This is a genomic window from Duganella guangzhouensis (assembly GCF_009674535.1).
GTDB classification, from domain to species: Bacteria; Pseudomonadota; Gammaproteobacteria; order Burkholderiales; family Burkholderiaceae_D; genus Rugamonas; species Rugamonas guangzhouensis.
The window spans coordinates 260,004-286,666 of record NZ_WKJK01000008.1; the positions used below are offsets into that span (position 1 = coordinate 260,004).

Annotated in this window: 27 protein-coding genes; 16 read left to right on the plus strand and 11 right to left on the minus strand. The window is 62.7% G+C overall.

Annotation, left to right across the window (positions count from 1 at the left end; translation table 11 throughout):
• Position 1: 1 nt before the first annotated feature.
• Positions 2-1,492, minus strand: a complete 1,491-nt coding sequence (locus GJ699_RS17165) for an FAD-linked oxidase C-terminal domain-containing protein (RefSeq protein ID WP_154378385.1) — start codon at positions 1,490-1,492, stop codon at positions 2-4.
• A 100-nt stretch (positions 1,493-1,592) separates the two neighbouring features.
• On the opposite strand from GJ699_RS17165, the gene GJ699_RS17170 reads away from it, so the two are divergent.
• From GJ699_RS17170 to GJ699_RS17210, 10 genes are all read left to right on the plus strand, one after another.
• On the plus strand, positions 1,593-2,156 hold the full coding sequence (locus GJ699_RS17170; protein ID WP_195763569.1) for a DUF2975 domain-containing protein: 564 nt from the start codon (positions 1,593-1,595) through the stop codon (positions 2,154-2,156).
• A complete protein-coding gene (locus GJ699_RS17175) occupies positions 2,156-2,404 on the plus strand; it encodes a helix-turn-helix domain-containing protein (protein WP_154378387.1) in 249 nt (82 codons plus the stop codon). The genes GJ699_RS17170 and GJ699_RS17175 overlap by 1 nt, the downstream gene beginning before the upstream one ends.
• 243 nt (positions 2,405-2,647) lie before the next feature.
• Entirely contained in the window at positions 2,648-2,779 is a 132-nt protein-coding gene (locus GJ699_RS34990; RefSeq protein WP_267877724.1) for a hypothetical protein, read from the plus strand.
• 81 nt (positions 2,780-2,860) lie between these two features.
• Positions 2,861-4,987 carry a hypothetical protein gene (locus GJ699_RS17180; RefSeq protein ID WP_154378388.1) on the plus strand — a complete coding sequence of 709 codons (2,127 nt, stop codon included), beginning with the start codon at positions 2,861-2,863 and terminating at the stop codon, positions 4,985-4,987.
• Between the two features lie 2 nt (positions 4,988-4,989).
• On the plus strand, positions 4,990-6,018 hold the full coding sequence (locus tag GJ699_RS17185) for a lysophospholipid acyltransferase family protein (protein ID WP_195763570.1): 1,029 nt from the start codon (positions 4,990-4,992) through the stop codon (positions 6,016-6,018).
• Positions 6,006-6,659 carry a DUF2987 domain-containing protein gene (locus tag GJ699_RS17190; RefSeq protein ID WP_154378390.1) on the plus strand — a complete coding sequence of 218 codons (654 nt, stop codon included), beginning with the start codon at positions 6,006-6,008 and terminating at the stop codon, positions 6,657-6,659. Before GJ699_RS17185 ends, GJ699_RS17190 begins: the two co-directional genes overlap by 13 nt.
• Positions 6,656-7,516 carry a CPBP family intramembrane glutamic endopeptidase gene (locus GJ699_RS17195; protein WP_154378391.1) on the plus strand — a complete coding sequence of 287 codons (861 nt, stop codon included), beginning with the start codon at positions 6,656-6,658 and terminating at the stop codon, positions 7,514-7,516. The genes GJ699_RS17190 and GJ699_RS17195 overlap by 4 nt, the downstream gene beginning before the upstream one ends.
• A gap of 58 nt (positions 7,517-7,574) precedes the next feature.
• Positions 7,575-7,724 carry a hypothetical protein gene (locus GJ699_RS17200; protein ID WP_154378393.1) on the plus strand — a complete coding sequence of 50 codons (150 nt, stop codon included), beginning with the start codon at positions 7,575-7,577 and terminating at the stop codon, positions 7,722-7,724.
• Between the two features lie 81 nt (positions 7,725-7,805).
• Positions 7,806-8,708, plus strand: a complete 903-nt coding sequence (locus tag GJ699_RS17205) for a hypothetical protein (RefSeq protein ID WP_154378407.1) — start codon at positions 7,806-7,808, stop codon at positions 8,706-8,708.
• 53 nt (positions 8,709-8,761) lie between these two features.
• The gene (locus tag GJ699_RS17210) at positions 8,762-9,316 is read left to right on the plus strand and encodes a cob(I)yrinic acid a,c-diamide adenosyltransferase (RefSeq protein WP_154378409.1); all 555 of its coding nucleotides are present in this window, start codon (positions 8,762-8,764) and stop codon (positions 9,314-9,316) included.
• A gap of 9 nt (positions 9,317-9,325) precedes the next feature.
• Here GJ699_RS17210 and GJ699_RS17215 read toward each other — a convergent pair whose 3' ends face one another.
• The 4 genes from GJ699_RS17215 to GJ699_RS17230 form a co-directional block, all read right to left on the minus strand.
• The gene (locus GJ699_RS17215) at positions 9,326-10,075 is read right to left on the minus strand and encodes a M48 family metalloprotease (protein ID WP_154378411.1); all 750 of its coding nucleotides are present in this window, start codon (positions 10,073-10,075) and stop codon (positions 9,326-9,328) included.
• A 124-nt stretch (positions 10,076-10,199) separates the two neighbouring features.
• Positions 10,200-12,071: a 1-deoxy-D-xylulose-5-phosphate synthase gene (gene dxs / locus GJ699_RS17220; RefSeq protein WP_154378413.1), complete on the minus strand. Its 1,872-nt coding sequence runs from the start codon at positions 12,069-12,071 to the stop codon at positions 10,200-10,202.
• Positions 12,072-12,962 (minus strand): polyprenyl synthetase family protein, encoded by an 891-nt coding sequence (locus GJ699_RS17225; protein WP_154378415.1) that lies wholly within the window; start codon positions 12,960-12,962, stop codon positions 12,072-12,074. It abuts the gene before it with no gap.
• Positions 12,959-13,222 (minus strand): exodeoxyribonuclease VII small subunit, encoded by a 264-nt coding sequence (locus GJ699_RS17230; protein WP_154378417.1) that lies wholly within the window; start codon positions 13,220-13,222, stop codon positions 12,959-12,961. Before GJ699_RS17230 ends, GJ699_RS17225 begins: the two co-directional genes overlap by 4 nt.
• 324 nt (positions 13,223-13,546) lie before the next feature.
• On the opposite strand from GJ699_RS17230, the gene GJ699_RS17235 reads away from it, so the two are divergent.
• From GJ699_RS17235 to GJ699_RS17245, 3 genes are read left to right on the plus strand one after another with little or no spacing between them, the layout of a single operon-like run.
• Positions 13,547-14,647, plus strand: coding sequence for an aromatic ring-hydroxylating oxygenase subunit alpha (locus tag GJ699_RS17235; protein ID WP_154378419.1), 1,101 nt, complete (start codon positions 13,547-13,549; stop codon positions 14,645-14,647).
• A 12-nt stretch (positions 14,648-14,659) separates the two neighbouring features.
• Positions 14,660-15,583, plus strand: a complete 924-nt coding sequence (locus tag GJ699_RS17240) for a DMT family transporter (protein WP_154378421.1) — start codon at positions 14,660-14,662, stop codon at positions 15,581-15,583.
• A gap of 11 nt (positions 15,584-15,594) precedes the next feature.
• The gene (locus GJ699_RS17245) at positions 15,595-16,449 is read left to right on the plus strand and encodes a sulfurtransferase (RefSeq protein ID WP_154378424.1); all 855 of its coding nucleotides are present in this window, start codon (positions 15,595-15,597) and stop codon (positions 16,447-16,449) included.
• A gap of 136 nt (positions 16,450-16,585) precedes the next feature.
• Here GJ699_RS17245 and GJ699_RS35325 read toward each other — a convergent pair whose 3' ends face one another.
• The 5 genes from GJ699_RS35325 to polA all read right to left on the minus strand — a co-directional run bounded on the left by GJ699_RS35325 (position 16,586) and on the right by polA (position 21,752).
• Positions 16,586-16,900 (minus strand): type II toxin-antitoxin system RelE/ParE family toxin, encoded by a 315-nt coding sequence (locus tag GJ699_RS35325; protein WP_154378426.1) that lies wholly within the window; start codon positions 16,898-16,900, stop codon positions 16,586-16,588.
• Positions 16,872-17,153, minus strand: coding sequence for a hypothetical protein (locus GJ699_RS17255; protein ID WP_154378428.1), 282 nt, complete (start codon positions 17,151-17,153; stop codon positions 16,872-16,874). Before GJ699_RS17255 ends, GJ699_RS35325 begins: the two co-directional genes overlap by 29 nt.
• 51 nt (positions 17,154-17,204) lie before the next feature.
• Positions 17,205-17,909, minus strand: a complete 705-nt coding sequence (locus GJ699_RS17260) for a ZIP family metal transporter (RefSeq protein ID WP_371867589.1) — start codon at positions 17,907-17,909, stop codon at positions 17,205-17,207.
• A gap of 164 nt (positions 17,910-18,073) precedes the next feature.
• Positions 18,074-18,958, minus strand: a complete 885-nt coding sequence (locus GJ699_RS17265) for a dienelactone hydrolase family protein (RefSeq protein ID WP_154378432.1) — start codon at positions 18,956-18,958, stop codon at positions 18,074-18,076.
• 28 nt (positions 18,959-18,986) lie between these two features.
• Positions 18,987-21,752, minus strand: a complete 2,766-nt coding sequence (gene polA, locus GJ699_RS17270; protein ID WP_154378434.1) for a DNA polymerase I — start codon at positions 21,750-21,752, stop codon at positions 18,987-18,989.
• Positions 21,753-21,981: 229 nt separating this feature from the next.
• Between polA and GJ699_RS17275 the strand changes: the two genes are divergently transcribed.
• Genes GJ699_RS17275 through GJ699_RS17285 form a run of 3 tightly spaced genes read left to right on the plus strand, consistent with a single transcriptional unit; the run spans position 21,982 to position 24,182 of the window.
• Positions 21,982-22,392: a hypothetical protein gene (locus GJ699_RS17275; RefSeq protein WP_154378436.1), complete on the plus strand. Its 411-nt coding sequence runs from the start codon at positions 21,982-21,984 to the stop codon at positions 22,390-22,392.
• Positions 22,393-22,446: 54 nt separating this feature from the next.
• A complete protein-coding gene (locus GJ699_RS17280; RefSeq protein ID WP_154378438.1) occupies positions 22,447-23,403 on the plus strand; it encodes a homoserine kinase in 957 nt (318 codons plus the stop codon).
• Positions 23,403-24,182: a BPSS1780 family membrane protein gene (locus GJ699_RS17285; RefSeq protein WP_154378440.1), complete on the plus strand. Its 780-nt coding sequence runs from the start codon at positions 23,403-23,405 to the stop codon at positions 24,180-24,182. The genes GJ699_RS17280 and GJ699_RS17285 overlap by 1 nt, the downstream gene beginning before the upstream one ends.
• 75 nt (positions 24,183-24,257) lie before the next feature.
• On the opposite strand, the gene GJ699_RS17290 is transcribed toward GJ699_RS17285, so the two are convergent.
• Positions 24,258-26,558: a UvrD-helicase domain-containing protein gene (locus tag GJ699_RS17290; protein WP_154378442.1), complete on the minus strand. Its 2,301-nt coding sequence runs from the start codon at positions 26,556-26,558 to the stop codon at positions 24,258-24,260.
• Between the last annotated feature and the right edge of the window lie 105 nt (positions 26,559-26,663).

A 26,663-nucleotide genomic window follows, 5' to 3' on the forward strand; every position in this document is an offset into this window, starting at 1 on the left:
GTTAAAAACGCGGAAGATGGGCAAACGGCAGCGCACCGCCACTGACGCGCATCTTGCCGAATTCGGCGCAACGGTGCAGCGTGGGAATCGCCTTGTCGGGATTGAGCAAACCATGCGGATCGAAGCTGCGCTTGACCGAGAAGAACGCCTCCAGCTCGGCCGGCGCAAACTGCACGCACATCGAATCGATCTTCTCGATGCCGACGCCATGCTCGCCGGTGATGGTGCCGCCCACCGCCACGCATAGCGCCAGAATCTCGGCGCCAAAGGCTTCGGCGCGCTGAAACTCGTCCGGAATATTCGCGTTAAACAGGATCAACGGATGCAGGTTGCCGTCACCAGCGTGGAACACGTTGGCGCAGCGCAGGCCATACTTGAGCTCCATCGCAGCGATCCCCGACAACACCTCGCCCAGCCGCTTGCGCGGAATGGTGCCGTCCATGCAGTAGTAGTCCGGCGAGATGCGGCCGGCGGCGGGAAAGGCGTTCTTGCGGCCGGACCAGAACTTCAGCCGCTCCGCCTCCGACTGCGACACCGCGATCGCAATCGCGCCGGCGTTGTTCAGCACCGCCGACATGCGCGCGATTTCCTCCTCCACCTCTTCCACCGTGCCATCGGCCTCGCACAGCAGGATGGCGGCGGCCTCGGTGTCGTAGCCGGCTTTAACAAAAGGCTCCACCATGCGCGACGAAGTCTGGTCCATCATCTCCAGCCCGGCCGGAATGATGCCCGCCGCGATCAGCGCCGCCACCGCGTGACAGCCTTTCACCACCTCGTCGAACGACGCCATGATGACGCGCGCACAGGCTGGCTTGGGCACCAGCTTCACCGTCACCTCGGTGACGATGCCCAGCATGCCCTCGGAGCCGATAAACACCGACAGCAGATCCAGCCCCGGCGCATCCAGCGCCTCGCTGCCCAACTCCACCACCTCGCCATCGATGGTCACCATGCGCACGCGCAGCACGTTGTGCACCGTCAGTCCGTACTTCAAACAATGCACGCCGCCCGAATTCTCGGCCACATTGCCGCCGATGGTGCAGGCGATCTGCGACGAGGGATCGGGCGCGTAGTACAAGCCATGCTGCGCCGCCGCTTCCGAAATCGCCAGATTGCGCACGCCCGGCTGCACCACCGCCGTACGCGAATAAGCATCCATGCGCACGATGCGGTTCAGGCGCGCGGTGGACAGCACCACGCCATCGGCAATCGGCATCGCGCCGCCGGACAAACCGGTGCCGGCGCCGCGCGGTACCACCGGCACGCCGTGTTCGCGGCAAACCTGCAACACCGCCACCACTTGCTGTTCGTTGTCGGGCAACGCCACAATCATCGGCAGTTGGCGGTAAGCGGCCAGGCCATCGCATTCATAAGGGCGGGTATCTTCGGGTTCGGACAGCACGGCCCGCGCCGGCAAGTGCGCGCGCAGGGCGACGGCCAATTGTGCGCGGCGCGCGGCGATGGCGGCGGGATCGGCGTGAATGCTGTGCATGGGCGCTCTGTCTGGCGATGGAATCAGTGAAAGGATTGTACAGGCGTCCGCACCACATCCGCTAGAATGCTGGAAATACGACACTTTTAACATAAACACCATGGCATTCCCTCATCCCGCCCAGAATCACATCCGCTACCTGTGCATGGTGCTGCAAGTGGTGCTGCAGATTTTTCTGGTGGTGCAGGTCTCGTTCTTCATCCTGGCCTGGAGCGCGCCGGTGCCGCTGCAGCCGTTGGGCTGGCACATGCAGGTGCTGCCGGATGGGATGACCGTCGCCGACATGCAGCAACTGCCATCGCTGCAACGCTTGCTGGGCGTGGTGATCGGCCTGCTGCCGCTGGGCTTCCTGGTGTTCGGCGTGATCCGCCTGCGCCAGACGCTGAATGAATTACAACGTGGCGCTATCTTCGCGGCGCGCACCATCGGCTATCTGCGCACCTTTGCCGGCGCCGTGTTTGCGTCGGTCAGCCTGGCCAGCCTGGAACGGCCGTTGCGCGCGATCGCGCTGAATCTGACCTCGGACCACCCAAGCTTCGAAGTGCGGCTCGACGTCACCTCCAACGAAGTGCTGCTGTTGCTGGTGTGCGGCCTGTTCTATCTGATCGCCGCCATCATGCACGAAGGCCGCCGCCTGGGCGAAGAAAACGAAGGCTTCATCTGATGGCCATCATCGTCAACCTGGATGTGATGCTGGCCAAGCGCAAGGTCAAGTCGAAGGAGCTGGCTGCCTTTGTCGGCATCACCGAGCAGAATCTGTCGTTGCTCAAATCCGGCAAGGTGCGCGGCATCCGCTTCACCACGCTGAGCAAGATCTGCGAACGCCTGGCCTGCCAGCCCGGCGACATCCTCGAATGGCGTCCCGACGCCGATGACGGCGCCGACGAAGGCGCCGGCGGCGACGACTTCTAACCCCTGCATCCCGTTCACAAAGAGCACCGCCCGCGCACGCAGGCGGTGCTTTTTTTATGTCCGCACGTCAAGCCGTATAACAAAAAAACAACGGTAAAAAATATCGTAAAACAATAATTAAATATCGATAGACAAAAAATAATGATCGATTTACTATTGTTTCCAGCTGATACGGAAAACCACTGCTGCAGCCAGGTGTTGATCTCACAGCTATTCCAACCTTCACTTTAAAGGAGCTTCAAAATGCAAAACATGGACATCGCCCAAGTGGAATTCGTTGTAGAAGAACTGGAAGCCCGTTTCGAAATGGAAGCCGTGCCAAGTGGCGTTGAATCGCCAGATTGGACCTGCACCTGCTCGATCTCCGACAAGTAATCGGGCGCTGGAAGCAGGGTGGATGCCCGCCCTGCTTCCCTCTTCCCGGCCGCCCTCTTCCCTCTCTCGCAACAGCGCGCCATGACCGCCATCCCCGCACTCAAAACCGGTATCGTGATCTCGCCCTACCAGCCAGCGCCGGGCAGTCAGCAGGAGCGTTTTCTGCTCGAAGTGGAGCAGCACCATTTTCTGATTTCCGCCAAGTCGCGCGCGCTGATCGTCGCGCTGCAGGCATCTCCGGCCAACGCGGCCGAACTCGAACAACACTATCAACAGCACAGCGGCGCCTCGCTGCCGGCCGCCGATTTGCTGGCCCTGGCCCAGCGCACGCTGCCGCCAGCGCTGTTTGCCGATACCCCATCCACGCCGCGCCGCAACCCGTTCACCGTCAGTATCGACCTGCTGTCGCCACGTCGCGCCGGCGTGCTGACCGAAAAACTGACCTGGCTATTCCAGCCACGCCTGGCGTGGCCGCTGGTCGCGCTATTCCTGATGGTGCACGCCTGCGTGCTGCCGGACGCGCTACGCGCGGCGCACAGCAGCTGGTCGGCCAGCAGCGGCGTCACGCTGATCGCACTGCTGCTGTTGAGCGGCTTGATACACGAATTGGGACACAGCACCGCATGCCGCTATTTCAATTGTCCACACGGCGCCATTGGCTTCGGGCTGTATCTGATTTTCCCCGCCTGGTATGCGGACGTCAGCAAAGCCTGGCGGCTACAGCGGCGCCAGCGCGCCGTGGTCGATCTGGGCGGCGTCTATTTCCAGTCCGTGTCGCTGATCGCGGTCGACCTGTATGCGCTGTACAGCGGCGATCCCGGCGCGCTCAAACTGATCTGGATGGTGACCTTCACCATGCTGTTCACCCTCAACCCGGTGTTCAAGTTTGATGGTTACTGGCTGCTGTCAGACCTGAGCGGCCAGCACAATCTGCACCGCCAGGTGCGCGCCGCCGGCGCCGATCTGCTGATGCCCTTGTTCGGCCGCGCGCGCCGTGCGCCGCCATCGCTGCTGCTGCTCACCTACGGCACGCTGAGCACCGCGTATCTGGCGTACTTCGCCAGCTTCCTGTGGCGTGAGGTGGGCCACATGGCGCAGACCCTGCCCGGCGCGCTGAGCGGCAGCCTGCAACGCCTGCAGGCTGCCGGCACCACGCATCTGATCGATGCCGGCTGGTCGCTATGGAGTTTGCTGGGCCAACTGCTGTGGCCCACCGTGATCGCTTCGGCCTGCGCGATGCTGGTGCTGAAGCTGTGCAAGGCGGTGGGCGAACTGCGTCTCGCCATCCACAGCGCCCGCCTGGCGAGCCGTCCCGGCTCCTACACCGAACGCCAGCAGCGCCAGCGCGTGGATGCCAACACCACCCGGCTGGCGGTGAAGGGCATGCAGCAGATCCTCAAGCTGAGTCAGGACGATGCGCTCAGCCATGCCAATGCCGCAGCTGCCGCCTATCAGCAGCTGTGTGACCAGCGGCCGGCCAGCGGCACCGTGGCCGCCGCGCCAGCGCCACTGCTGCGCGATCTGGAGCACGGCCTGACGCAGCATGCCTGTCTGCTGGCCCTGCCGTTCAACATCCCGGCGCTGCAACTGCTGCGACAACTGGCTGCAAGCGAACTGCGTCTGACGGTCATCGGCAATCCAATGCTGGATCAGGTAATGGCGGGACTCGGGCTGCAGCATGTGTCCACGCTCACCACCGGCCAAGCGGTGCGCGAACTGAAACGCGGCCCGCAGCCGCGGCACACGCTGTATATCAGTTTCCCCGAACTGCACGCCAGCAGCGACGGCACCCGCGCCTGGATGCACTTCAACGGCACCCGCTACAGCCGCTCGGTGCTGGAGGGACTCTTGTGCTGCCTCGGCCTGGGCACCTTGTACACGCTGGGCACGGACAATACGCTGGCATCACTGCCGCTAACGCCACAGCAGCCGCGCGAAGCCGGCCGCGCCATTGCCGACATCACCGGCTGGCTGGCTACGCATCTGCAGCAGGCCGCCGCCGCCCGCCCGGATCTGAGCCTGGCCTGGGCCTGGCTGTACCGCGCCAGCGACCTCTATCTGGCGGTGGAACGCGCCGACCAGTTGAAACAGTTGTCGGCCTATGTCGATGCATGGCAGCGCGCCGGCCTGGCGCCGGCGGTCCACGCCGCAGCGCGCGCGCAACTGGCCGCGTGGAGCGCTTCACCATTCCCTACCCAGCGAGGATAAACATGTCGACCCTGCACGAATGGCCGCTGCAATGGCGTTTGCGTCTGGCCCAGGCGCAGTTGAAACTGAGCTTGCTGACCGATGATGAAGGCCAGCGCCAATTCGAACACGCCATCGCATCAGTATTCCCGGCGCTATCCGCCAGCGAACGGCGGCAGCTATATGGCCGCCACCGGCGTTCGATGCGGGCCTTCCACCTGATCCAGTCGCATCTGACCCAATTCGACGCGGCGCAACTGGAAGACTTCATCACGCGCCACGTCCAGGTGGAAGGCGAGTCCTGCCTGGAGCAACTGCGCGACAACGACAAACCAATCATCTTCGTCACGCCGCACTATGGCACTTTCCAGCTGGGCTGCCTCAAGGTGATCCAGCAAATCGGCCGCCGCAAAACCGTCAACGCCTTCTACAACCCGCCGTCGGTGAACCAAAGTTCGGCCGGCTTCGAAGAACTGTTCCAGCGCCTGGGCTACGGCTTCAACACGCTATTCAACGACGACAGCGCCGTACTGCGCGCGCTGCGCGTCCTGCGCCGCGGCGAAGCGCTGACCATGATGCCGGACGTTTTCGACATCAGCGGCCACGCGCTGTATGTTCCCTTTTTCGGCCGTCTGGTGCCGGCCATGGCGGGCACCGCGCTGTTCGCGCTGAAAAGCGAGGCCACCGTGGTGGTCGGCTACAGCTGCCCCGGCCAAGGGCTGGACAGCACGGTGCGGCTGGGCGCACCGCTGACCATCCAACGCAGCGGCAATCTGGAAACCGACATCGCCACCCTCACCGCCGCCATCTTCCGCGACATCGAAGCCCAGATCCGCCGCGCGCCGGAACACTGGATGTATCTACCCAGCCTGGGCGAACTGCTGCAAACCCGTTTGCCGGTGACGCCCGCCACAGCGCAGGACTGGCTGGCCAGGCTGCAGGTGGCGGCGCCGATCTTCAACGCCGCCGTGCCGGAGCTGCCGCAACTGCTGCAAACGCTGGCTTCCCATACCGACCACACGCTGACCAGGAATGCCCCATGCGCCAATTGATCCCCGCCCTGCTGCTGGCCTGCCTGTGCCTGCACGCCGGCGCAGCCGAACGCGAATTGGCCGACTACGCCACGCTGCTGAAGCTGACCCGCCTGGACCGGGTCTATGAATTTCCGCCCGAGCAGCGTAACCATCTGGTCATCCGCGCCAATATGAAACCGCGCAACGCCGCCATCAAGCCGGAAACCGTGCGGCTGACGGTGGACGGCGTGCGCCTGCCGGTCAGCGCCGATGGCGACTTCGAACTGAACGCCGAACCGCAATGGCTGAAGACCAATCCCGTCATCTACACCAGCCTGACGGCGGATGAGAAATCCGCGCTGTCCTTCAGCGCCCGGCCACTGGTGCCGGAAGGACTGAGCTTCAGCTACGCCAGCCTGATGGTCAGCGTGCGCCAGATGAACACCATGATGCGCGCCAGCGCCGGCGCCATGCGCTTCTTCGTGCCGACCTTTAATGGCGTCGAACTGCAATTCGCCGGCGCGCCGGCGGTTGAGCTGCGCACCCGCGATGGCGTGCGCCAGTTGCGTCCCGACGCCCAGTCGCGCATCCGCATCAAGCTGGACGAGACGTTGATGCAAAGCGAAGCGCTGATCGTGATGGCGGCGCGTCCGCTGTCGGCCGACTTCCTGACCGAATGAGCAGCGCGCCGATGCCACCGGCGCGCGGCGCCGGCATACTGAGACACTGGGGCGGCCAGCTGCTGCAACAGTCGTGGGCGCGCATTGTGCTGGGCTGGTGCCTGGTCGGCGTCGCCGCCTATGTGGTGCCGCCGCTGTGGGGACGCGCACCATCGGCGCCATGGCGCCAGCTACAGCCGCTGGTGTGGACCGCGCTGTCGCTGGCGGTCTACTACGCCTACGTGCGGCTGGTGGAACGGCGCCGCGTCAGCGAGCTGGATCTGCACCGCGCCGGACAGGAATGCGCGGCCGGTCTGCTGCTTGGCACGCTGGCCTTCACGCTGGTGATGATGCTGCTGATTGGCTGCGACGCCTACCGCATCCTGGGCTACCGCGACTGGTCGGCGCTGCCGGCGGAACTGCCGCGCTATCTGCAGGACGCCATCACCGAAGAACTGCTGTTCCGCGCCATCCTGTTCCGCATCCTGGAGCAGCGCTGGGGAAGTCTGACGGCGCTGCTGGTGTCGGCGCTGCTGTTTGGCGCGCTCCATCTTGGCAATCCGGGAGCATCGCTGCTGAGCGCCGCCGCCATCGCCATCGAAGCCGGTCTGCTGCTGGCGGCGGCCTACATGCTGACGCGCCGTCTGTGGCTATGCACCGCCATCCACCTGGCCTGGAACTATGTACAGGGCGCGGTGTACTCGGTGGCGGTGTCCGGCACCACCCAGCATGGGTTGCTGATCGGCCGCATGGACGGGCCGGACTGGCTGACCGGCGGCAGCTTCGGCGCCGAAGCCTCGCTGCCGGCGGTGCTGGTCTGCGGCGCGGCCGGCCTGATTTTACTGAGGATGGCACACCGTACCGCAAACGCAGCTTGAAACCTGCACAGGGACGCCGAAAACTGATCAGAGTAGGCACACAACAGAAGGAAACAGCATGGACCTCGTACTGCACAACGTACCTGAAATGAGCGATTACCTCGAACAGAAACTGGCCCTGGTACGGGAGGTGGTGTTCGACCAGATTGAATCGGCGCCGAAAGCGATCAACTGGACCTGCCCGACCGGCGAGCCGATGGAATACTAAGCAGCACCGCATCTTCCGCTTTTCCGATTGTAGTTCGCCCCTGGTTTGCAAAGGCGCTCCGCCGCCTTTGCTTTTTTTACCATGCAAAAATCCCGCACCGTCATGGCGTTGGCCAATCTGCTCAAGCTGGGCATGGCGCGCAGCACCGCCTATGCCCATCTGCGCAAATGGCTGCGCTATCAGCAAACCTTGCTGGTCCATCCAGACATGGATCTGCGCTACCGCTATCACGGACCGGCGCTGCAGCATTGCGGCGCCACGTTGTACATGTCCTGCCACTATGGCGCCTATCCGGTGTTGATCAAGGCGCTGGCCGACGCCTCGCCCAGGCGCACCATCTACTGCTGCATGAGCACCCAGAGCGACCAGCATGCGCAACTGCTGCAAGGTGTGGCGACACTGCACAACATCACCATTCATTTCATCCTGGGCGGCATGGCCCTGCTGAGGGGACTGCGGCGCGCGCAGGCCGAAGGAGCACCGATCTTCGTGCTGATCGACCTGCCGTGGGGCAGCCCGTCGCCCAGCGATACCCGCCACGCTTTCCTGGATGGCCAGATCCTGGCCAAAACCGCGTTGTTCACACTGGCCGAGCGCATGCGGTTGCCGCACCGGCTGCTGTTTGCCGATATCGAAGCCGATGGCCACGTCATCACCGATCTGGGCGCCCTGCCGCAACGCGACTGCCTGCGCGCGCTGGAGCAGCGCATCGTCGCCCATCCGTACTATTTCGATCGCTTGTTCGACCTGCACAAATTCTTCCGCAACCAGCGCACCCACCACGCCTACCTGATGTTCAAGGTGGGGGCCGCACGCTACATCCTTGACGTTGACCGCGACCGCTGCTTCCAACTGCCGCCGGCGGTGCATGCGTTGCTGCGCCAAAGCCAGCGCCGGGACGGGAATTTCGAACAGTTCGACGAACAGGGAGCCACCGGCCAAAGCGCCATCTTCCAGCAGAACAGCCGCCGCATCGCCTGGTAAGCGCGTTTTGCGGTATTCTTCCAGCCTGCACCGATATACGAAAGGCTGAAAAGATGGGCAACCGACTCTCCAAAATCGCCACCCGCACCGGCGACGGCGGCACCACCGGGCTGGGCGACGGCAGCCGCACCGACAAGGACAGCGTGCGCATCGTCGCCATCGGCGAAGTGGACGAACTGAACTCGCATCTCGGCCTGCTGCTGTGCGAAGACATGCCGGCCGATCTGCGCGAGGAACTGGTCAGCATCCAGCACGATCTGTTCGACCTGGGCGGCGAGTTGTGCATCCCCGGCTACCAGATGATCAAGGAAGAACACGTCGAGCGGCTGGACGCGCTGCTGGCCAAGTACAACGCCACGCTGCCGCCGCTGACCGAATTTATTTTGCCGGCCGGCTCGCGCGCGGCGGCGCAGGCGCATGTATGCCGCACCGTGTGCCGTCGCGCCGAACGCGCCATCGTCACGCTGGGCAAGGCCGAGACCATTCACGAACATCCGCGCCAGTACGTGAACCGGCTGTCGGACCTGCTGTTCGTGTTGTCGCGCGTATTGAACCGCTACGCCGGCGGCAGCGACGTGCTGTGGCAGCACGAGCGCAAACGAGGTTAATCGTTCAGATTAGTCGTCGTTGAACAGCAGCGCCATGCCGCGCGCCATGCTGAGGCGCGAGGCGTTGGCCGGATAGGCGCTGGATACCAGCGCCGCCTGCTCGCCCTCGGCCAGCTTGCGGTAGAAGCTGACGATATCGGCCGCCGACCAGCCGGCGCGATGCGCCAGCAGCATGCCCAGTTGATCGGCCTCTGACTCCTGCAGGCTGGATAGCGCCGACAGGCGGATCTGCAGCGACAGATCGCTATCCAGCCGCGCCATTACCACCTCCAGCGGCACGCTGGGCAGACGGTTCAGCAGCATCGCCTCGGAGAAGGTTTCGCGGTGATGTTCGGCCACCGCATGCGCCACTTCGTGGGCCAGCAGCGTCGCCAGCTCGCCATCCGTCAGCGCCAGCTGGCGCACAAAGGCGCTGCCGACCAGGATTTTACCGCCGGCCATGCAGATCGCGTCCACTTCGGAATCACTGGTGGTATGCACTTCCCAACGCCAGTTCGCCGTCTCCGGCTTCAGCGCGACGGCGGCGCGGATCAATTCCGTGCTGATGTAGCGCAGGCGCGCCAGCAGCACGCGGTCCTCATCCAGCTTGCCTTCCGCCGCCAGATCGACCGTGCGGTCGATATAACGCTCCTCCATGCCGGCATCCACCTCCTCCGCGCTGTAGCGCAATTCCTGCGCGCGGCCGGACTCCGGCACCTGCGCGCAGACCGCGCCACAGGCGAGCAGCAAACCGGCCAACAGGGATGCGGATGCATACATGGCAATATAAACGGCATAAACTGTTTATACCAATGTAGGCCACAAAACCGATACATACAAGAAAAATGTCCACCTTCGGGGTCTGACCCCGAAGGTGGACATTTTTTTAGAGCAATGGGGGGAATCAGCCGTTGTTGACCACCAGGCGTGGTTCGCCGCTGGCAAAACGCTGTTTGATGGAGGCGGTGATGCCGGCGGCGTCCAGGCCGACGCTGGCCAGCAGCTTGGCCGGATCGCCATGGTCGATGAATTTGTCCGGCAGGCCAAGCATCAGTACCGGCTTGACGATGCCCTCGGCGGCCAGCGCCTCGGCCACGGCGGCGCCGGCGCCACCCATGATGCAACCCTCTTCCACGGTCACGAAGTAATCGTGGTCGGCGGCCAGCTGTTTCACCAGTTCGACGTCCAGCGGTTTGACGAAGCGCATATTGGCCACGGTGGCGTTCAGCGTCTCGCCGGCGGCCACCGATGGCGCCACCATGGAGCCAAACGCCAGGATGGCGATGCTCTGGCCCGTGCGCTTGATTTCGCCCTTGCCGATTTCAATCGAGGTCAGTTCCGGCTTGATGGCCGCGCCAATGCCGGCGCCGCGTGGATAGCGGATCGCGGCCGGGCCGTTGTAGTGGTAACCGGTGGTCAGCATCTGACGGCATTCGTTTTCGTCCGAGGCGGCCATCACCACCATGTTCGGGATGCAGCGCAGATAAGCCAGATCGTAGTTGCCGGCGTGGGTGGCGCCGTCCGCGCCCACCAGACCGGCGCGGTCCAGCGCAAAGGTCACGTCCAGGTTTTGCAGCGCCACGTCGTGGATCAGTTGATCGTAGGCGCGCTGCAGGAAGGTGGAGTAGATCGCCACCACCGGCTTCAGACCCTCGCAGGCCAGGCCGGCACCAAACGTCACCGAGTGCTGCTCGGCGATGCCGACGTCGAAGTAACGGTCCGGATACTCGTGATTGAAGCGCACCATGCCCGAGCCTTCGCGCATGGCCGGCGTGATGCCAACCAGCTTCTTGTCGGCGGCGGCCATGTCGCACAGCCAGTCGCCAAACACTTCGGTGTAGGTTTTCTTCGACGGCGCGGCGGCCGGCTTGATGCCTTCGGCCGGATTGAACTTGCCGGTGCCGTGGTACAGGATAGGCTCGGCCTCGGCCAGCTTGTAGCCCTGGCCCTTCTTGGTCACCACGTGCAGGAACTGCGGACCCTTCAGGTTCTTGATGTTCTGCAGGGTCGGGATCAGCGAATCCAGATCATGGCCGTCGATCGGGCCGATGTAGTTGAAGCCGAATTCCTCGAACATCGTGGCCGGCACCACCATGCCTTTCGCATGTTCTTCCAGCTTCTTGGCCAGCTCCAGCACCGGTGCCGGCAGCACCGATTTGCCGACGTTCTTGGCGGCGGCGTAGAACTGTCCGGACATCAGGCGCGCCAGGTAGCGGTTCAGCGCGCCCACCGGCGGCGAGATCGACATGTCATTGTCGTTCAGGATCACCAGCAGGTTGACGTCATCCTGCACGCCGGCGTTGTTCAGCGCTTCGAACGCCATACCGGCCGTCATCGAGCCGTCGCCAATAACGGCGATGGCGTGACGATGCTCGCCCTTGATCTTGGCCGCCTGCGCCATGCCCAGCGCGGCCGAAATCGAAGTTGACGAGTGGGCGGTGCCGAAGGTGTCGTACTCGGATTCGTCGCGCTTGGGGAAGCCGGACAGGCCGCCCAGCTGGCGCAGCGTCGACATCTTGTCGCGGCGGCCGGTGAGGATTTTGTGCGAATAAGTCTGGTGACCGACGTCCCACACGATGCGGTCCTGCGGCGTGTTGAACACGTAATGCAGCGCCACCGTCAGCTCGACGGTGCCGAGGTTGGACGACAGGTGACCGCCGGTCTTGGAGACCGAATCCAGCAGGTAGGCGCGCAGTTCGTGCGCCAGCGGCGTCAGTTGGCTGTACGACAGTTTGCGTACGTCGGCCGGGGAATCTATTTTATCGAGCAAGTTCATTTATGCCTTCCGCTGCACGATCAAATCCGCGAGTTCGCGTAATCGCAAAGCTTTTTCACCAAACGGCGCGAGCGCTGCGTGCGCGTCGAGCCGCAATTTTTCCGCCAGCGCGCGCGACGGTTCCAGACCCAGGATCGAGACATAGGTCGGCTTGTTGTCGGCAGCGTCCTTGCCGGCGGTTTTGCCCAGCGTGGCCGAATCGGCGGTGGCGTCCAGCACATCGTCCACCACCTGGAACGCCAGGCCGATGGCGCGCGCATAGACGTTCAGCGCTTCCAGTTCGGCCGCGTCGAGATCCTTGCCGGCCAGCGCGCCCAGCACCACCGAGGCGCGCAGCAGCGCGCCGGTTTTCAGCTGATGCATCTGTTCCAGCTGTTCCAGCGTCAGGCTGATGCCGATGCTATCCAGGTCGATCGCCTGGCCGCCGCACATGCCGGCCGAGCCGGAGGCGGTGGCCAGCAGGCGCACCATCGCCAGCACGCGCGCCGGCGGCACCCCGGAAGCTTCGGACAGCACGGTAAAGGCTTGCGATTGCAGCGCGTCGCCGACCAGCAGCGCGGTCGCTTCGTCGTAAGCCACGTGCACCGTCGGTTTGCCGCGACGCAGCTCATCATCGTCCATGCACGGCATGTCGTCATGCACCAGCGAATAGGCGTGGATCATTTCCACCGCCGCCGCCGCGCGGCTCAAGGTGGCCGCGTCGACGCCGAACAGCGCGCCGGCCGCGTACACCAGCAGCGGACGCACACGCTTGCCGCCGCCCAGCAGCGCATAGCGCATGGCATCGTGCAGCTTGGTCGGGATTACGTCGGGGGCGGGCAGGAAACCGGATAAATCGTTTTCCGATCCGGCCTGCACGGTTTTCATCCAATCGTCGAAGGCGGCGCTCATTGCTCGCCCTCGCCGCTGGCCACGAACGGTTTCAGCATCTCGCCTTCCAGCACCTTGACCTGGGATTCCACTTTTTCCAGCTGGGCGGCGCAGAATTTCACCAGCTCCGAGCCACGCGCATAGGCGGCCACCGAAGCTTCCAGCGGCAATTGGCCTGCCTCCATTTGCGCGACCAGTTGTGCCAGTTCCGCCATCGCTTCTTCAAACGAAGCGGGAGCGAGGGCGGCGGCGGTCGCGTCGGCAGTTAATTTCTTAGACATAGGCATTCAGTTATCTTAGGCACGCTTTGGCAGCTAACAGGCCCGCGCAGTGTAACCCGGTATTTTAGAACAAACCATCTGATCCGGTTGGAACATTGGCGGCCAACACTGGATTTTATCGCACTCGTCCCCATTTGCTGAGCAAGCATGCTGGAATTACAAGTTTTTGCACAAAAAACGAGCACGCCTGGCTGTCCTCTAAGAGTAAAACACGGTATAATCGCCGGTTCTGTCCTAAATACCACCTCAACGCATACGAAATGCGGGTCGTCTTTACGGATTCTGTCTCTTCTTGGTTTGAAATTTTAATTAAGGGGGGTTTGGATGTCCGATCTGGGTACCCACGCCAAGCTAGCGCGGCCAACCGCGCAACTTCCGGTTAACGTCTATTTTGACGAAGCGCTACTGCAGCGCGAAATGCAGCAACTGTTTAAAGCCGGTCCGCGTTATGTCGGACATGAGCTGATGGTGCCGAATGTCGGCGATTACGCGACCCTCGCCGCCGAGAATGAAGGCCGCATGCTGGTGCGTAACGCCCAGGGCATCGAGCTGGTCTCCAATGTCTGCCGCCATCGTCAGGCGCTGATGCTCAACGGGCGTGGCAATACGAATAACATCGTCTGCCCGCTGCACCGCTGGACTTACGACCTCAAAGGCGATCTGATCGGCGCACCGCATTTCCCTGAAACGCCTTGCCTGAACCTGCCCAAGACCCAGCTGCAAAGCTGGAACGGTCTGCTGTTCGAGCAAAATGGCTACAACGTCATGGAAACGCTGAACCAGCTGTCGGTCACCAAAGACCTTGATTTCAGCGGCTATATGCTGGACCACGTCGAAGTCCACAACTGCGACTACAACTGGAAGACCTTCATCGAGGTCTATCTGGAGGATTACCACGTCGAGCCGTTCCACCCCGGCCTGGGCAACTTCGTCAGCTGCGACGATCTGCGTTGGGAATTCGGCAAGGAATACAGCGTGCAGACGGTGGGCGTGCACAAGGGGCTGCAGAAGTCCGGCTCGGACGTCTACCAGCACTGGCAGGAGCAGGTGCTGAAGTTCCGTGGCGGCGAACCGCCGCCATACGGCGCGATCTGGCTGACGCTGTACCCGAACATCATGGTCGAGTGGTATCCGCACGTGCTGATCGTGTCGACCCTGTGGCCGGAAGGTCCGCAGCGCACCCGCAATGTGGTGGAGTTCTACTATCCCGAGGAAATCGTGCTGTTCGAGCGCGAGTTCATCGAGGCCGAACGCGCCGCCTACATGGAAACCTGTATCGAGGACGATGAAATCGGCCTGCGCATGGACCAGGGCCGCAAAGTCCTGCGCGACCGTGGCGAGACCGACGGCGGCCCCTATCAGTCACCGATGGAAGACGGCATGCAACACTTCCATGAGTGGTACAGTAGAAAAATGGATTTATAAGGTTTAAACACGATGCAGTCACTTTGGATGTTGTTTGCGAGTTTCATGTTTGCGGTAATGGGGGTGTGCGTCAAACTGGCCTCCACCGAGTTCTCAACATCCGAATTGGTCATGTACCGGGGCGTGGTCGGCGTGATCGCGCTCGGCAGCATCATCAAACTGTCCGGCGAAACCTTCCGTACCTCGATGCCCGGCGCCCACCTGTGGCGCGGCGTGATCGGCGTGATCTCGCTGTGGCTGTGGTACTACTCGATCGGCCAGCTGCCGCTGGCCACCGCCATGACCCTCAACTACATGTCGCCGATCTGGATCGCGGTGTGGCTGTTTGCCATGGGCTGGTGGCATGCCAAGGGCGACGTCAAATGGCCGCTGATGCTGGCGGTGGGCTGCAGCTTTATCGGCGTCACGCTGCTGCTGCGGCCAGCCTTCCACGCCAACCAGCTGACCCCGGCGCTGATCGCGCTCAGCTCCAGCATGATCACCGCCATGGCCTATATGCAGGTGCGCAAGCTGGGCCTGGCCGGCGAGCCGGAAAACCGGGTGGTGTTCTACTTCACCGTGATGAATCTGGTGGCTGGTATTGTCGGCGTGTTCCTGACCGGTGGCGCCAACGGGCCAGTGTGGCATCCGATCACCAGCGTGCGCAGTGGTTTGCTGTTGCTGGCGATCGGCGTCTGCGCCACCAGCGCGCAAATCGCCATGACCCGCGCCTACCGTCTCGGCAACACGCTGGTGGTGGCCAATCTGCAATACACCGGGATTGTGTTTTCCAGCGTCTGGGGCGTGTTTGTGTTTGGCGACGTGTTCAGCTGGCATAGCTGGGCCGGCATCGGTATCATTCTCGCGTCCGGTATGGCCGCGACGTTCTACAATACGCGCAATACCGACAAAGGCAAGGCCGTTGCCAATACCGATCCCATCGCCAGCGAAGTCTAAGGAACCCGTACATGCATACCACCCTGATCGACGCCGTAACCCTGTCCCAACATCTGAATGATCCGAAATGGGTCATCCTCGATTGCCGCCACGACTTGATGAACCCGAACGCCGGCATCGACAGCTTTGCCATCGGCCATATCGCCGGCGCGCAGTTTGCCAATGTGGATACGGATTTGTCCGGCGCCAAGGTGGGTGTGGACGGCAAGTTCCTCGGCCGCCATCCGCTGCCGGGCCGTGCCGCCCTGCTGGAAACGCTGCGCGGCTGGGGCATCAGCGACGATAGCCAGGTGGTGGCCTACGATGCGCACGGCGGCATGTTCGCGGCGCGGCTGTGGTGGCTGCTGCGCTGGGTCGGACACCCGGCGGTGGCGGTGCTGGACGGCGGCCTGGTGGCATGGCAGGCGGCTGGCCTGCCGATGGTCACACACGCCGAACGCCGCACGCCCGGCACCATCAGCGAGCGCACCCCGCTGGTATCGACCGTGAGCGCCGACGATGTGGTGGCCAATCTGTCCTCCCAAGCCCGCACCGTGGTGGACGCGCGCGCCAACGACCGCTATCGCGGCGAGAATGAAACCATCGACCCGGTGGGCGGCCACATCCCCGGCGCCAAGAACCGCTTCTTCAAGGACAACCTGAACGCCGACGGCCGCTTCAAGGACGCGGCCCAGTTGAAAACCGAATTCGCGCCGCTGTTCAGCGATGCATCGCAAGCCATCATGCAATGCGGCTCCGGCGTCACCGCCTGTCACAACCTGCTGGCCCTGGAAATCGCCGGCCTGCCCGGCGCCGCGCTGTACCCCGGCTCGTGGAGCGAATGGGTAGGCCACCCAAGCCGCCCGGTGGCGACTGGCGCCAATTAAGATTGACGCCTCGATGTGCGGAATTGTGCGGCCCGCCTTAAAGTTCTTCTGCACTGATATCGATGAGCGCAGCCAAATGCTCAAGACGCAGGTGGTCCGAAGCAGATAGGGCTGCCAACGCGGCAGCTAGTGTGCGCTATGGCCTTGCTGGCGGCAACATTCTCGTTTGCCGTGCCCAGCGGATAATCCGGATCTCGACTTTAGTGACGCGATAGTCGATGACATGGCCGGTTTTCGGGATAGGGAATCGCCTTAACCCGCGTTTTACCAGCGTTCCTATGTCTGGCTGAATTTGGATAAGAGCCAGCGCACTGGCCACACGACCAGTAACAAGATCCGCTGCATGTCGGTCCTGTGCAGCGATATAGCTAAGCGAGTTCGAGTATCCAACTCGCGCACGGGGCGACCAGCGAACTGGCAGGCTACCCTGTTTTGCGTTTTGGTTTGCCATAAGTGGCAACCAATGCGCGGGCTTCCGCCATCACCTCAGCATTGTCAATGCCGGGATTTTCCTTGAAGTATTCCTCTGCCTCAAGATCCGCATCAATGCTGTCTTCGACGTCATCAAAACCGTATTGCCAGACTTCCGGCCAGAGGTCTTCGGGACTCAGCTTCGCCAGCGCGGCCAGCCGTTCAAGACGGGCTCGGTCTTCAGGCGAAAGGGCCGCCAGGGCGGCGGCTTGTTTTTGCAGGCGGGAGTTCATCTTGCCATCATACTCCGCGCGCGGTTGACGGCAAGTTGAGGCGGCGCAGGCTTAGTGGTGGTGGCCGACCAGGAACACGACGATGGCGACGCCGGCGGCGATCAGCAGTACTTGCGGGATCGATTCGCGCAAGGTGGCGCGGCGCTGCATCTGCGGCATCAAATCGCTGACGGCGATGTAGATGAAGCCGGACGACGCAAACACCAGCACATACGGAATCAAACTGCTGGCGCGGTCCAGCGTGTAATAACCCAGCAAACCACCGGCGATCGCCAGCAAGCTACACAGCAGGTTGTACACGTAAGCGCGGGTGCGCGAGAAGCCGGCGTTCAGCAGCACGATGAAGTCGCCGATTTCCTGCGGAATTTCGTGGGCGATGATGGCCAGCCCGGTCACCAGCCCCAGCTCGGGATTGGCCAGGAAGGCGGCCGCGATCAGGATGCCATCGGTGAAATTGTGCATGCCATCGCCCACCAGGATCATCCAGCCAGCCTTGCCCGCCTCCATCTTGTCGTGGCCATGATGATGGTGGTGGCCATCATGCTCGTGATGATGCGAATGTCGCAAGATGGCCAGTTTCTCAAGCAGGAAGAACGCCAACAGCCCGCCCAGCAGCGTGGCGAACAGGCTGTGCGGACTGGCCTGCGATTCAAACGCTTCCGGCAGCGCGTGCAGCAGCGAGGTCGACAGCATGATGCCAACCGACAGGCTGACCATGCGCTCGACCACTTTGGACAGCAGCGTAAACGAGAACACGGCCGCCGCAGTGATGCTCACTACGCCAGCCAGTGTGGTCGCCAATAGGATGGAGATGAGTACGGGATCGATGTTATAGCCTCTGGTACCTGGAGCCGTGCACGCCGCTGCGCAGGCCGGGGCGCTATTTTACCGTCCGGCCCGCTTTTTTGCTGAAAAACCCCTCAGAGCACGCCGTTTTGGCGGAACCACGCCAGAGTACGGCCCCAGCCATCCTTGGCATCGGCCTCGACGTAGCTGGCACGATAGTCGGCGTGGAAGGCATGGCCGGAGTTTGGATAGATGACAAAAGTCGACTTGTTCGGCCCCTTGGCCAGCGCCGCTTTCATGACTTCGATCGATTCCTGCGAGATGCCGGTGTCCTTGCCGCCATACAGGCCCAGCACCGGAACGGTCAGAGTGCCAGCAACATCGATTGGGTGCCTGGGAAAGTTGGGGGTGCTGTCCCCCATCAGCCGGCCATACCAGGCCACGCCGGCCTTGATCGATGGATTGTGCGCGGCGTACAGCCAGGTGATGCGGCCGCCCCAGCAGAAGCCGGTGATGGCGATCTTGTCGGCGTTGCCGCCGTTGGCCTTGGCCCAGGCCACCACCGCGTCGAGGTCGGTGAACACTTGCGCGTCCGGCGTGTTGGCGATGATGCCTTTCTGCAGCTCGGCAATCGAGGTCACCCTGGTCGGGTCGCCCTGGCGGATGAACAGGTCCGGCGCCAGCGCCAGGTAGCCCTGTTTGGCGAAGCGGCGCGCGACGTCGGCAATGTGCTCGTGCAAGCCGAAGATTTCGGAAATCACCAATATCACCGGCAGATTGGTCTTGCCTTCCGGCTGAGCGCGGTACACCGGCACATTCTGGCCGTTGACGTTGATCTGGATGACGCCGGCGGTCAGGCCGGCGGTGTCGGTCTTGATGACGGTCTGCGCCGCCACCGGCAGCGCGGCGGCGGCAAAGCCGGTGCCGATTGCCGCCTTCAGGAAGTCGCGGCGGTCCACGCCTTCCGATACGCCGGTCTTACCCAGCAAACTCTCTGCATCCCGTATCAAATCATCCATGCACATCCTCCTTAGTCTGCCGAGACGCTCAATGCGCCTCTTCCCAATTCTTGCCGACGCCAACTTCCGCCAGCAGCGGCACTTTCAGTTGCGCCACGCCGGCCATCAGTTCCGGCAGCTTTTGCTTGACCAGCTCCAGCTCGGCGTCCGGAACTTCCAGCACCAGCTCGTCGTGCACCTGCATGATCATGCGCGTACCCAACTTTTCCGCCTCCAGCCAACCCTGCACCGCCACCATGGCCAGCTTGATCAGGTCGGCCGCCGTGCCCTGCATCGGCGCGTTGATCGCCGCGCGTTCGGCGCCCTGGCGACGCGGACCGTTCGGCGAATTGATCTCGGGCAGCCACAGGCGGCGGCCGAACACCGTCTCGACATAGCCGCGCGCCTTGGCTTGCAGGCGGGTGTCGTCCATATACTGTTTGACGCCGGCAAAGCGCGCGAAGTAGCGCTCGATATAGCTCTGCGCCGCGCCGCGTTCGATGCCCAGATTGCTGGCCAGGCCAAACGCGCTCATGCCGTAGATCAGGCCGAAGTTGATGACCTTGGCGTAGCGGCGCTGCTCGCTCTCAACCGCCTCCGGCGCCACGCCGAAAATCTCGGACGCGGTGGCGCGGTGAATGTCGACGCCGTCGGCAAACGCGCGCAGCATGGCGGCATCTTCCGAGATGTGCGCCATGATGCGCAGCTCGATCTGCGAATAGTCGGCCGACACAATGTGCGAACCGGCCGGCGCCACAAACGCTTCGCGGATGCGGCGGCCCTCGGCGGTACGCACCGGAATGTTCTGCAAGTTAGGATCGTTGGACGCCAGACGGCCCGTCACCGCCACCGCCTGCGCGTAGTTGGTGTGCACGCGGCCGGTGGTGGCGTTGATCCCTTTCGGCAGCTTGTCGGTATAAGTCGATTTCAGCTTGGACAGGCTGCGGTATTCCAGCAGCACTTTCGGCAGCGGATAATCCTCGGCCAGCTTTTGCAGCACTTCCTCGTCGGTGGATGGCGCGCCGCTTGGGGTTTTCTTCACCACCGGCAGCTTCAGCTTCTCGAAGAAGATTTCGCCGATCTGCTTGGGCGAGCCCAGGTTGAACGGCTGTTCGGCCAGTTCATGCGCCTTGGCTTCCAGCTCGACAATGCGCTTGGCCAGTTCGGACGATTGCTGCTCCAGCAGGCCGGCATCGATCTGCACGCCGTTGCGCTCGATCTTTTGCAGCACCACCGAGGTCGGCAGTTCGATGTGACGGTAGATGTAGTTCAGCTTTTCATCCGGCTCGACTTCACCGATCATGGCCTGGTGCAAGCGCAGCGTGATATCCGCGTCTTCCGCCGCATAAGCGGTGGCACGGTCGATCGCGACCTGGTCGAAGGTAATCATGCTGGCGCCCTTGCCGCACACGTCCACGAAGGGAATCGTGGTGTGGTTCAAGTGGCGCAGCGCCAGGCTGTCCATATCGTGCGTGCGGTGCGATTCAAACACATACGATTCCAGCAGCGTATCGTGATGGATGCCTTGCAGCGACACGCCATGGTTGGCGAAGATGTGGCTGTCGTACTTGAGGTTCTGGCCGACTTTCAGCTTGGTCGCGTCTTCCAGCCAAGGCTTCAGCTTGGCCAGCACATGCTCGCGCTCCAGCTGCTGCGGCACGCCCTGGTAGGCGTGCGCCACCGGGATATAGCACGCCTCGCCAGCCTTGACCGACAGCGAGATGCCAACCAGCTGTGCCGTCATCGGCTCCAGCGAGGTGGTTTCGGTGTCGACGGCGGTCAGCTCGGCGGCGTTGATGCGCGCGATCCACTGGTCCAGCTGCTCATCGGTGAACACGGTTTCGTAATTGGTGGCGACCGGTTCGGCAAACAGGTCGCCGGTGGCGGACACGACGCCGCCGGCCGGCACCTCGGCGGCGGCCTTGGCCGTGGCGGGCGCAGCGCCCGCAGCGTTAGCCGAGCCCAGCTCGCGCAGCAGCGTCTTGAAGCCGTACTTGCCGAAGAAGGCCAGCAACGCTTCCTTGTCCTCGTCGCGCGCGGTCAGCGATTCGTTGATCGACACCATGTGAGCACTCAGATCGCAATCCAGTTTCACGGTAATCAGCTCACGGCCCTTGGGCAGCCATTCCAGCGCATCGCGCAGGTTCTGGCCGACGGCGCCGCTAATCTTGTCGGCGTTGGCGATGACGCCATCCAGCGAGTCATACGCGGTCAGCCATTTGAGCGCCGTCTTCGGACCGCACTTGTTCACGCCCGGCACGTTGTCGACGGTGTCGCCGATCAAGGTCAGGTAATCGATGATGCGGTTAGGCGGCACGCCGAACTTGGCCAGCACGCCAGCCTCGTCCATTTTCTCGTTGGTCATGGTGTTGATCAGCATGACCTGGTTGTTGACCAGCTGCGCCAGATCCTTGTCGCCGGTGGACACCACCACATTCATGCCGGCCTTGGCGGCGTCAACCGACAGCGTGCCGATCACGTCATCCGCCTCCACGCCCTCCACCATCAGAATCGGCCAACCCATGGCCTTGACCGCCTCGTGAATCGGCTCGATCTGCAGGCGCAGGTCGTCCGGCATCGAAGCGCGGGTGGCCTTATATTCCGGGTACATATCATCGCGGAAGGTCTTGCCCTTGGCGTCGAACACACAGGCGATGTAGGCGGCCGGGAAATCCGCGCGCAGGCGGCGCAGCATATTGACCATGCCGTGCATGGCGCCGGTCGGATGGCCATCCGGGCTGCGCAGGTCGGGCAGCGCGTGGAAAGCGCGGTAAAGATAGCTGGAGCCGTCTACTAACAACAGGGTATTTTGCATAGGGTACTGAATATGGAGATGAGGGGCGCCAACAACAATGGCAACTTTGCCACGGGCGCGAATAGCGCATTATCGCAGGTTTTGGCCCGGCTCCGCCTGCCTTGCCACGTTTCCATAATGGCAATGACACGCCTCTATCCAATGGGAAAGCACAGCGATGCGTGTCTGTTTGTTACAATGGACCATACATAAAAATTCTGCGGCTTTTACACTGCTAAGGCGACCCATCATGAAGCGCTCTTCTCTCCTCTGGCCTACCCTCGTCCTGACCCTCAGCGCCCACACGGCGCTGGCCCAGTCGACGCCGAGCCAGGCTCCGCCAAAACTGGAAAAAATCGAGGAAGTGGCGGACGATGGCGTCACCATCAGCTCCAAGCAACAATCCGAGAACAAAATCACCGAACGCCGCGACAACAACGGCAATGTGGTCGAAGCCACCGTCAAAAGCGGTCCCAGCACTTACACCGTGAAGCCGAATCATCCGGTGGGCGCCTCGCTGCCCGGCGACATGACCAGCGGTAACCAGCGCGGCCCGATGTGGACCGTGCTGGAATTCGACCTCGGCAAGAAGAAAAAGAAAACCCCGGAAGAGGAAGCAGCACCGGACGCCAACGTGCCGCCGCCGCCCACGGTCAAATAACACCCCTGCCCGTCGGCACGCGTCGGCGGACTCATCGAACTCATTCATTCTCACATGGCAGTCTTTACTCCGGTATCGCTGGACGATGTCACCCAGTGGATCACCCAATTCCCGCTCGGCAAAGCGCTTGAGCTCAAAGGCATTAGCTCCGGCATTGAAAACAGCAACTTCTTTCTGACGACCGAGCGTGGTGAGTATGTACTCACCATCTTCGAGAACCTGTCGTTCGAACAGCTGCCGTTCTACCTCAACCTGATGCGCCATCTGGCCGATCGCGGCGTGCTGGTGCCGGCGCCGGTCGCCAACCACCAGGGCGAACTGATTACCGCGCTGCACGGCAAGCCGGCCTCCATCGTCAGCAAGCTGGAAGGCAGCTCGCAGATGGAGCCGCAAGCGGTGCACTGCGACGCCGTTGGCGCCATGCTGGCCAATATGCACCTGGCTGGCCGCGATTACCCGCTGCGGCAGCCGAATCTGCGCGGTCTGGAATGGTGGCATGAGACCACGCCGCTGGTACTGCCGTACATCCCGGAAGACAAGGCACAGTTGCTGAAAGCCGAAGTGCACTATCAGGAAACGTTTGCCGCCTGCGATCATTACAAGCAGCTGCAAGTCGGCCCGGTCCACGCCGACCTGTTCCGCAACAACGTGATGTTCGACGGCGAACGCCTGACCGGCTTCTTCGACTTCTACTTCGCCGGCTGCGACACCTGGCTGTTCGACGTCGCCGTCACCGTCAACGACTGGTGCATCGATCTCGACACCGGTGTGCTGGATGAAGTGCGGGTGCGCGCCATGCTGGACGCCTACCACGCCGTGCGGCCGTTCACCGCAGCCGAACAGCACGCCTGGCAGACCATGCTGCGCGCCGGCGCGCTACGCTTCTGGCTGTCGCGCCTGTATGACTTCTACCGTCCGCGCGAAGCCGAGATGCTGACGCCGCACGATCCGGCCCACTTCGAGCGCATTCTGCGCGAACGCATCGCCACGCCGGCGCCAGGACTGTTCTGATGGATAAGCTGCCCGCACGCACCGGCTGGCTCTGGGTCAAACAGGGACTGGACGTATTCCGCAAGCAGCCCGGCGCGCTGATGGCGCTGCTGTTCAGCTGCATGTTCCTGTCGATGATCGCGGCCGTGCTGCCGATCGTGGGCGGCTTGCTGCCATCGCTGCTGGCGCCGCTGTTCAGCGTCGCCCTGCTGCAAGCCTGTGCTGACGTCGACCAGGGCAAGCGCGCGCTGCCCTTCCTGGTCGCGATCGGCTTCAAGAAACCGATGCGGCGACCGCTGCTGCAACTGGGCGGTCTGTACGTGGCGTTGACGGTGGCCACGCTGGTGGTGCTGCGCCTGATGGGCGATGACATCTTCGCGCAGTTGGCCTCCTCCGACCAGGTGGTGCGCCTGGACCGCGACATGCTGGAAAATCTGCGCCTGCCGCTGCTGGTGTCGTCGCTGGTGTATCTGATCGGCTGGATGCTGCTGTGCCTGGCGGCACCGCTGATCTACTGGCAGAAGATGGCGGTGGGTAAAGCGCTGTTCTTCAGCGTGGTGACGGTGGGACGCGAATTCAAAGCCTTCATCACGGCGGCGGTGATGCTGTATCTGTTGTGCCAGGTGCTGACCTTGGTGCCGTTGCTGCTGCTCGGCCTGCCGAGCGTGGCGGTGGCGCTGCTGTTCGGCATTGTGTTGATGATGATGATGCTGGTGCACTGCACGCTGTACGCCAGCTACCGCCAGATCTTCGGCACGCCCCCGGCATCGCCGGAGGCGCTCAACCTGAATAAACCATAATGCCGTCGTCCCGGCGAAAGCCGGGACCCATGGAACGCTTGCTCAGCATGGATCCCGGCTTTCGCCGGGACGACGTCAGATCCGGTCCAGCTTGGCGATGCTGAGGTCCAGCACCTTCATGCCGGCGGCGCCGAAGTTGATCTGAGCGCGGGCATTATTGCCGCTGCCTTCGATATTCACAATCACGCCCTCGCCAAACTTGGCGTGGGCCACCGATTCCCCGATCCGCCAACCACCCCCGGTGGAGATCGCCTTGGCGGCGAACTTCTGCGCAATCGCATTATCCGAACCCACCAGCGGCGCCTCGTCCCAGGCCGACTTGCGGCCGCCGAACCAGCTCTGCTGCACCTTCGGCGTCAGCCACTTCAGCGCATCTTCCGGCAACTCCTCAAAGAAGCGTGACTTCATGTTGTAGCGAGTCTGACCATGCAGCATGCGAGTCTGCGCAAAGCTCAGGTACAGACGCTGGCGCGCGCGCGTAATCGCCACATACATCAGGCGACGCTCCTCTTCCACCCCATCATGCTCGCGCGAGCTGCTCTCGTGCGGGAACAAGCCCTCTTCCAGACCGGTGATGAAGACATTGTTGAACTCCAGCCCCTTGGCCGAGTGCACCGTCATCATCTGCACCGCCTCCTGGCCGATGGTGGCCTGATTGTCGCCCGCCTCCAGCGAAGCATGCGACAGGAAGGCCGACAGCGGCGACATCACCGTCGCCAGCGGCGCATCGGCATCCAGGATCTCAAAGCCATCCTCATTGACCACGGCGGTGCCGGACGACGCCTGCGCCTGCGGTCCCAGATGCGCCGGCGCGCCCTGGCCATAGCCCTCTTCCGACAGGAATTGGGTGGCGGCGCTGACCATCTGCTCCAAGTTTTCGATGCGGTCGGCGCCTTCTTTTTCAGTGGCATAGTGCGACAGCAGCGTCGATTGCTCCAGCACGATGCGCACCAGTTCCGGCAACGCCATCTGCTGCGTCTCGAAACGGGTGCCCTCGATCAGCTTGACGAAGCCGGCCAGCGAAGTGCCAGCCTTGCCGGTGACATACGGCACGGCCGCGTACAGCGACACCCGATACTGATCGGCCGCCGCCTGCAGCGTCTCGATCGAGCGCACACCAATGCCGCGCGCAGGGAAATTCACCACGCGCAGGAAGGCCGAATCGTTGTGCGGATTGTCCATCAGTTGCAGATAGGCGATCGCATGCTTGACCTCGGCGCGCTGGAAGTAGCGCAGGCCGCCATACACATGGTACGGAATGCCGGCCGAGAACAGCGCATGCTCGATCACGCGCGACTGTGCATTGGAGCGGTACAGCACCGCGATCTCGCTGCGCGAGGCGCCATCGTGGATCAGATTCTTGGTTTCCTCGATAATCCACGACGCTTCGGACAGGTCCGAATTGGCTTCGTAGACGCGCAGCTGCTCGCCGTGGCCGGCGTCGGTGCGCAGATTCTTGCCCAGACGCTTGCTGTTATTGGCGATCAGCACGTTGGCGGCGTCCAGGATGTGACCGTGCGAGCGGTAATTCTGCTCCAGCTTGATCAGATTCTTGACGTTGAACTCGCGCTCGAAGGCGCTCATATTGCCCACATTGGCACCACGGAAGGCGTAAATCGACTGGTCATCGTCACCAACCGCGAACAGCACGCCGCCCTGCTGGCCGCCATGACCGGAGAGCAGCTTCAGCCATTTGTACTGCAGATCATTGGTATCCTGGAACTCGTCGACCAGAATGTGCTGGAAGCGCTGCTGATAATGCTCGCGCAGCGGCTGGTTGCGACTCAGCAGCTCATAGGTGCGCAGCAGCAGTTCGGCGAAGTCGACCACGCCTTCGCGCTGGCACTGATCGTCGTACAGCTGGTACAGCTCGACCTTCTTGCGCTCATCCGCGTTGTACGGCTCGATATCGTGCGCACGCAGCCCCTGGTCCTTGGCGCCGTTGATGAAGTACATCACATCCTTGGGCGGGAACTTCTCGTCATCGACGTTCTGCGCCTTCAGCAGGCGCTTGATGGCCGACAGCTGATCCTGCGTATCCAGAATCTGGAACGTCTGCGGCAGCGCGGCATCGCGATGATGGGTGCGCAGCAAACGGTTGCACAGGCCGTGGAAAGTACCGATCCACATGCCACGCGTATTAATCGGCAACATCGCGGACAAGCGGGTCAGCATCTCCTTGGCGGCCTTATTGGTGAAGGTCACCGCCAGGATGCCGGAAGGCGACACTTGGCCGGTCTGAATCAGCCAGGCGATACGGGTCGTCAGAACGCGGGTTTTACCGGAGCCGGCACCGGCCAGAATCAGCGCGCTTTGCGCCGGCAAGGTCACAGCGGCGAGCTGTTCCTCGTTGAGGTTGTGAAGAAGATTTTGCATCCCGTGATTATACCGGCACCCGGGGCCAATCCTCCCAAAGCTACACGGGCTCTACCTTAGCGGAACGCTACGGTAGAGCCCGTGTAGCTTTGGGAGGATTGACCC